The sequence below is a fragment of the Caballeronia sp. genome, assembly GCF_049581465.1.
In the GTDB taxonomy this organism is placed as follows: domain Bacteria; phylum Pseudomonadota; class Gammaproteobacteria; order Burkholderiales; family Burkholderiaceae; genus Caballeronia.
This window is the reverse complement of sequence record NZ_JBAUSA010001205.1, coordinates 1-7,410: the sequence shown is the minus strand read 5'-3', so window position 1 is coordinate 7,410 and position 7,410 is coordinate 1. Positions and strand designations below refer to the sequence as shown.

The following is a 7,410-nucleotide window of genomic DNA, read 5'->3' as shown; positions in this document are numbered from 1 at the left end:
GTACTGCTTCATGTCGTCGAGGGCGCTCATGGTCTTGTCCTGCGCCGCGCGCTGGCGATACAGCTCGCCCATCTGGCGGCCGTTGTCGCGCATGACGTCGGCGAACTTGGTCCATTGCGGGTCCTGGGCGGCCGTGATCTTCAGGTCGGCGTGCAATTTATCAATGCGTTGCTCGACCCGCGCTTCACGCGCCTGGCCGCGTGAAGCCGTGTCCGCCGCGGACGCGGGCGCCGGTGCCGATGCGGCCACGGGTACGGACGACGTCGCGAACGCGGAGGTAAGGGCGAGCGATGCAGCCAGTGCAACGAATGTTTTTTTCATGTACGACACCTTGAGTCCGTTGAGAATGGGCAAGCGACACGCCAATGCGCGCCGCTCACCGGCTGCCATTTGTATCACGAGACAGCGGCCCGCTGCGGCGATTGCCACAACTGCTTACAACCGATACGACTGCAAAAAGAGGTGTCATCCGTTGGCCGGGCGCGCAGTTGCAGGTTCGCGCCTGTGCTGACCCGTGCTTTAATGCCGCTCATCGCCTCAATCAAAGGACACTGTTTCATGCGACCGCCGCGCCTCGATCAACTGGATGATATCGACCGGAGTCTTGTTGCATCCCTGCAGGTCAACGCCCGCGAAAGCGTGTCGGAACTCGCGCGGCAATTGGGCATTGCGCGCACGACGGTGATTGCGCGGCTTGCACGGCTCGAAAAAACGGGCGTGATTTCGGGCTACGGCGTGCGGCTAGGGCAGGATGTACTCGACGCGAGTATTCAGGCGTATGTCGGCATCAAGCTCACGCCGAAATTCGGTCGCGACCTGCAAAAGCGCTTCGCCAAGATCCCCGAAATCCAACTGCTCTGCGCGGTGAGCGGCGAGTTCGATTATGTAGCGTGGTTGCGAGCCGATTCGCCCGACCGGCTCAACGATCTCCTCGATGAAATCGGAGGACTCGAAGGCGTTGAACGCACGACTACATCGATCATTCTTGCGCGCAAGATCGACCGGGGCGGCATGAGTTAAATCATCACTTCGACGTTTTGATGCGTTGCATCGTCAAAACGTCGAAAATGCCGGTCGAATCGCATCATTTTGCGTCTGTTTTCAATATTCATACCCTCCTAAACTGGTGTCCAGGGATTGCATTACTGACTAACACCTTTTCAGGAGATGAACATGAAGATTGCCCTCGTTGGCGCGGGTCTGATCGGCCAGAGCATCGCTCATCTGCTGCGTGAAACGGGCGACTACGACGTAACCGCTTTCGATCGCGACACGCACGCGCTCGCGTTGCTGGAAACGCAGGGCGTCGCTACGCGATGCGTCGAATCCGCCAGTGCGCTCGCCCTGCATGGCTTCGATGCGGTCGTCAACGCGTTGCCGTACTACGAGGCGGTGAACGTCGCGACGGCAGCGAAAGCCGCTGGCGTTCATTATTTCGACCTGACAGAAGATGTCAGCGCGACGCAGGCGATCCGCGCGATCGCTGAAGACTCCGACCATGCCTTCATGCCGCAATGCGGACTCGCTCCGGGGTTCATCGGTATCGTGGCGAACGAGTTGGCACAGCGTTTCACCGAACTGCGCGAGATCAAGATGCGGGTGGGTGCGCTGCCCGAGTTTCCGACCAACGCGCTGAAGTACAACCTGACGTGGAGTATCGACGGGCTGATCAATGAGTACTGCCAGCCATGCGAAGCGATCCGCGAAGGCCGCAAGCAATGGGTTCAGCCGCTGGAAGGACTCGAACATTTTTCGCTCGACGGCACCGAATACGAAGCCTTCAATACCTCGGGTGGCCTGGGCACGCTTTGCGAGACGCTGGCGGGCAAGGTGGAAGCGCTGGACTATAAGTCCGTGCGCTATCCGGGCCATCGTGAACTGATGAAGTTCCTGCTCGACGACCTTCGCATGTCGAGCGATCGAGAGGGCCTGAAAGCGATGTTGCGGCGCGCCGTCCCGGCGACGGCGCAGGATGTCGTGCTGGTGTTCGTCACGGCGACCGGCACGCGCGACGGCCGTCTCGTGCAGGACGTATTCACGCGCAAGATCTTCGCGACTACCGTGTGCGGCGTACCGATGAGCGCGATCCAGATCACCACGGCCGGCGCGATCTGCGCCGAGATCGACCTGTTCCGCGAGGGCGTGTTGCCGCAACGTGGCTTCGTTCGTCAGGAACAGGTGCCGCTGGACGCGTTCTTGAGCAATCGCTTCGGGAAGCTGTACGAGGGCGCAAGTTCGCTCGAGACGGTGCGAAAGCTGGCGGTTGCCTAAGAGCCTCCGTGGATTGCACGCAGCAGGTCGTCGTAGGCACGCGGGTCGGGGGACTGGTTGTCGAACATCAACAGGTCGCGGCTCGCATGACTGTCCGGTACGAAGCGTCGCTGACGGTATTCGTCCCAATGCGCGAGCTTGTAGGCATCGTTTGGATTGTTGCGCGCCACGATACGCGAACGCGCGACGTCCTCCGGCACGTGCACCCAGACTATGCGTATGGATACGTCGTTGCTTACGCCGAGCCACGCGCGGTCGAAGAGACGCCGGTCGCGCACTTCCCGCGATAACGGCGCGACGATCAACGCACTGATGCCGAGAGCGAGATTGTCGCGGGCGGTATCGATAAGACTGCGGTATTCCGGATCGCGAAGATGCTTGAGATAGAGGGGGCTGTCGCGATCGTTCGGGTCTCCGGTCAGCACGCCCATCACGGCGGCGCTGTAGTGGCCGTAGAGCGTGTCCTTGTCGAGGAGGCAGAACGGCTCGCCGGTCGCACGCATGAGCTGCGGGAGCAGGCGACGCGCCAGCGACGTCTTGCCGGTGCCCGCATGGCCGCAGAAGAAGACGAGGCGGCTCACATGCGGCTCGCCGGCAAAACCCGGTGAACCACGCGTTCGCCCGGGATCGGATTGAAAAGGCGCATCGAACGTCTCCATGTGTGGGCGCGAATGCGTTCGATGATGGACAAGAATGCCGCCGGCAGCAAGGGGCGTTGGGTATTCAAGCGGCAAGCACGACGTCGATGCGTTCGGCTGTGCGAGCAAGCGAAAGGATCAACACGGTCTGCGATTTGGCATTGGCGGGGCTCGACTCACCCCGCAGTTCGACTGCTTCGCGCAGGTCTGCCCGTGCGTCGGCATTGAAGCCCGCGTTGATGTCACCCAGCATAAGCGACGGCACGCGAATTCGATCATGTTCGTCAGCGCTGAAAATCGTTTCGATGGCGTCGACGATCAGGCCGTAGCGTCGCGTGCCGTGTTCTACGATCAACACCTTGCGTGTCGATTCCGGTCGTGCCCTGTCATCGGAGGCCCAGGATGTAATGCCGTATAGCGACCGTAAATCAATGAGCGGAATCATCTGCTGACGCAGATTCAGGATGCCCGTGACGAATTGAGGGCCACCTGGCGCGGGCGTCGAATCGGCCGGCATTTCGATAATCTCCCGCACCGTGTTCAATGGCGTCGCGAACCGTTGATCAAGCCGGAACGCTAGGTATTGTTCACGACGCCCCCGTTGGCGCGCTCCCCCTCGGTCATTCGCCGGCGAAGTTGCATGCAGATTCCGATGGCTTCGGGCGAAGGCGTTCAAGTCGTCGTGCGAAAAGATCGCGGCGTGATCAAGGAGGATTACTTCGCTCGCGCTCGTGCCAGCCTTTTCACTCGTGATGCAACCGGAAAACATCGCGGCGCGGGTGTCGGTGAGCAACGGAATGGGCAGCACGTCATCCGCGAAATATGAAACGATCGTTTCGATGGCGTCCACGCGCCAGCCGATATTGCCGCCACCGACCACAGCCACGATGATGCGTTGCTCGTCCCCTTCGAACGAACCGTCCGACTCCTGGCTTGAAGACGCGCTTGCCGACGAAGCGCGTATGCCTAGAAAATCCGCGAAATCCAGCACCGGCACCGACTCCTCACGCAGCCGCAGCATGCCGATGCAATGCGGATGGGACAGCGTCGGCACTTGCATCATCGGAGGCACGCGCACGATCTCCCTGACGACACTGATCTCGAACGCAAGCCGATGCGATCCCGAACGAAACGCGACGCACTGCCTGCGTTGCGACGCACGACGTAGCAGCGCAGCGCGTGCTTTTTCGGCGGCCAGGTGCGCTGCCATCTGCGGCACGTTTTCGATTTTCAGCAGCGCAGCCGCGTCAAGAATGCACACGAGGCGCTTGCCGTGATCCAGACGCAGCGTTCCGGCGATCACGCGATACGTCGATCCAGCCGGATACTCGAAGGCGGCGATCTGTTCAGGAGCTGCGCGGCAGACTTCGCCCGTGGCATCGATCAGGAGTCCGAGTGATGCACCGTCTAGCTCTATGATCGCGACGCGGCGGCTGACTTGCGCGCTGTTATTGGGCACGTTCAGCAGGCGCTTCAAATCGACGACCGGTACGATCTTTCCGCGCAGATTGAACACGCCGACAACGAACTCCGGCGCAAGCGGTAACGCAACAATGCGCTCCGGCGTGCTGACGACTTCATGCATGGCGTCGGCAGGGAGCGCATATTCGACGTCGTCGAGAAAGAACGTGCCGTAGGTCGCTGCACTGGGAGAAACTGCGATGGCCTTACCAATCATGGGGTACGCCCTCAAGGTTTCTCGATGGTCCTGACCTCGAATCGGTCGTTCGCACCGTCAATCGATAATTGTCTGGCGTGTTCGCCGCCGACCTCGGCGTGCACAACGCCCAGTTTGGCCGCGTGCAGCACGCGGCGCGCAGAAGCCACGTTCTGGTCGCCCACCAGGCCGCCAGGTGCGGCTTTGGTTTTGAAATGCAGCATGTTTGCACCGCCAGCGATCACGACGTCGAGTTCGGAGTGTGCGTGTTCAGGTGCATTGAGCATGCGCAGCAGCGACGGAACGGCCCAGGTAAGTAGCGCGCGCCCTGGCCTGCATCAGACACTTCGCCGGGCGGCGCATCGGGCAGCAGGCAATGTGCGAGAGCGTAGAGACCCCGGGAGCGCCACAGCACACCGATGCCCACGCAGGATCCAAGCGTTGCACGCAATATCACGTCTCGTCCGGCTGTCTTCACTTCGCCGATTCGCACGACCGTCGTACCCGCAGGGAAGGGAATCTTGTTCACGTCATCGTGTGGCATGGTCGGCGCCCGCGCGATAAATCAACGGCAATTCGAATTCGAAAGGCATCGTCATGCGGCTGAGCGATTCTGATTCTCCAAGCAGCAGATACCCGTCGCTTGCAAGTGCGCTATGCATGTGGGCGACTACGCGTTGCTGATCTGCAAGATCGAAATAGATCAGGACATTGCGCAGAAAAATCACGTCGAAGGGCTCGCGCAAGTTCAAGCGCTCGAACAGGTTGTGTTCAAAATAGCGCACCCGGGTACGCAACGCAGCGACGATGCGTGCACCGTCGCCGTCGGTTTCGAAGTAGCGCGCGAATTCCGATGGATGAGCGTCTCGCAGCGCGTTCAACGAGCGCCCCGCATAACGGCCCTCGCGTGCATGCGCGAGCACATCGGACGCAATGTCGCTGGCGGCAATCTGAAAATCGAACGACGGGTGCTGTGTGCGAAACGCATCGCAGACCATCGCGATCGTGTACGCCTCCTCGCCGGTCGATGCCGCCGCCGACCAGATTCTCATGCACCGCTCAGGGTGCGTTGCGTGCCAGCGCGGCAGCAGCACCTGCGTGAAATACGCCCAGATGCGCGGGGTACGGAAGAATGCGGTCTCGTTGGTGGTGACAAGATTGACGAAGCGGCGTATCTCCGCTGGATCGCGATCAACCACCTCCAGGTAATCCGCATAGACGCCAAGCCCAAGCTCACGCATGCGTGGCCGCAAGCGGCCTTGCAGCAACGTGCTTTTTTTCTCGCTCATCGCGATGCCAGTGTGACGGTGGACCAGCGCGAGCAACCTGCGCAGCGCCGGTCCACCGATCGCGGATTCGATCGGCACATCCATATAGCAGTCCATACCGACGTATTTAGACGACGAAACGTGCAACCGTTTCGTTCAGACGCTTCGCACCTTCGGACAGGTCATGCGTCGAGTGCGCGATGCCGTCGCAGGACATCGCCGACTTCTCCGTCTCTTCGGCCACGTGCTGGATTGCCGTGCTGACTTCGCGGGCCGCGAGCATCTGCTCGTCGGCGGCGCACGACATTTCGGCGATGGCCTGCGTGGTTTTGGCGACGCCGGTGACGATCTTCTCAAACGCGTCGCCCGCTTGCCGGGACACTTCGCTGCCTAACGCAACACGCTTGACCGATTCGTTGATCAGCTTGGAGATTTCCTTTGCCGCCTGCGACGAGCGTTCAGCGAGCTTGCGGACTTCATCGGCCACAACCGAAAAGCCCAATCCATGCTCGCCTGCGCGCGCTGCTTCGATTGCGGCATTAAACGCGAGGAGGTTGGTCTGGCTTGCGATTTCGCCGATTACCTTGGTAATTTCGCTGATGTCTTCCGATGACTTGTCGATCAACGCCATGGCTTCAATCGAACGTGTAACGGCTTTCGCCCCCGTTTCGGCCTCCTGCTGAGTTGCTTTGGCGAGTGCGTCGGCGCTGCGACCGTTTTCCGCGATCGAATTGATCGATGCGCTCAACTCTTCGATGGACGCATTCATCTCCTCCACCGTCGCGCCGAGTTCCTGTGCACCGGAGGCCACGCCATTCGACCGCCCGGCGATATCCAGCGACGCCTTGCCGAGGTTGCCCGCGGCCGCAACGACCGTACCAATCACCTCGCGCAAATCGCTGATCATTTGACGAACGCCCTGCGCGAGCAGATCGATGGGTTCGCTTCCGGCGACGTCGATGTTCGCGGTCAGGTCGCCAGCCGCCGCGCGGCTCACCGATGCGAGCAGAGCGTCGACCTTGCGACTATCGCTTTCTGCTCTCGTCGCAATCGAATTCTCAAGCTCCACCTGGGCCGTCACATCGGTGGCGAACTTGACGATCTTGTACGGGCGGCCCTCCAGATCGAGGATCGGGTTGTAGGTAGCGTGAATCCAGACCGTCTTGTTGCCTTTGCCAACGCGCCGGTAGCGACCGGCGTCGAATTCACCGCGCCGAAGTTTGTCCCAGAATGCGCGATACGCATCTGATTGCACGTATTCCGGATCGCACAGAAGCCTGTGATGCTTGCCGCGAAGCTCGTCGAGCGTGTAGCCGAGCGTCGACAGGAAATTCGCGTTTGCATCGAGCACAATGCCATCGAGGTTGAATTCGATCACGGCCTGAGACTTGTCGATGGCTGAGATCTTCCCCGCATATTCGGCGTCGCGCGTCTTGCGCAATGTCACATCGCTTGCGTATTTGACGATCTTGCACGGCTTGCCGTCGAGATCGAAGATGGGGTTGTACGATGCCTGCAGCCACAGTTCGCGGCCGCCTTTGCCGAGCCGCCGGTATTCACCCGAGTCGAAAGCGCC

At 60.7% G+C, this 7,410-nt stretch carries 9 protein-coding genes; 2 read left to right on the top strand and 7 right to left on the bottom strand.

Translation table 11 applies throughout. The features are described from left to right. Nucleotides 1–321 (bottom strand): Spy/CpxP family protein refolding chaperone (locus tag WCA53_RS29440; RefSeq protein WP_423919501.1); only part of this gene is annotated, 321 nt, incomplete at its 3' end. Nucleotides 322–558: 237 nt separating this feature from the next. Here WCA53_RS29440 and WCA53_RS29435 point away from each other — a divergent pair. Together WCA53_RS29435 and WCA53_RS29430 are read left to right on the top strand one after the other, a co-directional pair. Continuing rightward, on the top strand, nt 559–1,020 hold the full coding sequence (locus WCA53_RS29435) for an Lrp/AsnC family transcriptional regulator (RefSeq protein ID WP_423919498.1): 462 nt from the start codon (nt 559–561) through the stop codon (nt 1,018–1,020). Between the two features lie 153 nt (nt 1,021–1,173). Beyond that, a complete protein-coding gene (locus tag WCA53_RS29430; protein ID WP_423919493.1) occupies nt 1,174–2,271 on the top strand; it encodes a saccharopine dehydrogenase C-terminal domain-containing protein in 1,098 nt (365 codons plus the stop codon). Here WCA53_RS29430 and WCA53_RS29425 read toward each other — a convergent pair. The 6 genes from WCA53_RS29425 to WCA53_RS29400 form a co-directional block, all read right to left on the bottom strand. Continuing rightward, nucleotides 2,268–2,852, bottom strand: coding sequence for an AAA family ATPase (locus WCA53_RS29425; protein WP_423919504.1), 585 nt, complete (start codon nt 2,850–2,852; stop codon nt 2,268–2,270). The genes WCA53_RS29430 and WCA53_RS29425 overlap by 4 nt on opposite strands. A gap of 142 nt (nt 2,853–2,994) precedes the next feature. Next, a complete protein-coding gene (locus WCA53_RS29420; RefSeq protein ID WP_423919488.1) occupies nt 2,995–4,587 on the bottom strand; it encodes a chemotaxis protein CheW in 1,593 nt (530 codons plus the stop codon). A gap of 11 nt (nt 4,588–4,598) precedes the next feature. Beyond that, nucleotides 4,599–4,853: a hypothetical protein gene (locus WCA53_RS29415; RefSeq protein ID WP_423919483.1), complete on the bottom strand. Its 255-nt coding sequence runs from the start codon at nt 4,851–4,853 to the stop codon at nt 4,599–4,601. Further along, on the bottom strand, nt 4,808–5,110 hold the full coding sequence (locus tag WCA53_RS29410; protein ID WP_423919507.1) for a hypothetical protein: 303 nt from the start codon (nt 5,108–5,110) through the stop codon (nt 4,808–4,810). Before WCA53_RS29410 ends, WCA53_RS29415 begins: the two co-directional genes overlap by 46 nt. Next, nucleotides 5,097–5,939 carry a CheR family methyltransferase gene (locus WCA53_RS29405; protein ID WP_423919480.1) on the bottom strand — a complete coding sequence of 281 codons (843 nt, stop codon included), beginning with the start codon at nt 5,937–5,939 and terminating at the stop codon, nt 5,097–5,099. The genes WCA53_RS29410 and WCA53_RS29405 overlap by 14 nt, the downstream gene beginning before the upstream one ends. A gap of 22 nt (nt 5,940–5,961) precedes the next feature. Further along, nucleotides 5,962–7,410: methyl-accepting chemotaxis protein (locus WCA53_RS29400; protein WP_423919477.1), on the bottom strand; the 1,449-nt coding region annotated here is incomplete at its 5' end.

Bases quoted from the DNA above. Each gene is read 5' to 3' on its own strand.
- WCA53_RS29435 (WP_423919498.1), top strand. From the start codon at position 559: ATGCGACCGCCGCGCCTCGATCAACTGGATGATATCGACCGGAGTCTT.
- WCA53_RS29430 (WP_423919493.1), top strand. From the start codon at position 1,174: ATGAAGATTGCCCTCGTTGGCGCGGGTCTGATCGGCCAGAGCATCGCT.
- WCA53_RS29420 (WP_423919488.1), bottom strand. From the start codon at position 4,587: ATGATTGGTAAGGCCATCGCAGTTTCTCCCAGTGCAGCGACCTACGGC.
- WCA53_RS29415 (WP_423919483.1), bottom strand. From the start codon at position 4,853: ATGCTCAATGCACCTGAACACGCACACTCCGAACTCGACGTCGTGATC.
- WCA53_RS29410 (WP_423919507.1), bottom strand. From the start codon at position 5,110: ATGCCACACGATGACGTGAACAAGATTCCCTTCCCTGCGGGTACGACG.
- WCA53_RS29405 (WP_423919480.1), bottom strand. From the start codon at position 5,939: ATGGATGTGCCGATCGAATCCGCGATCGGTGGACCGGCGCTGCGCAGG.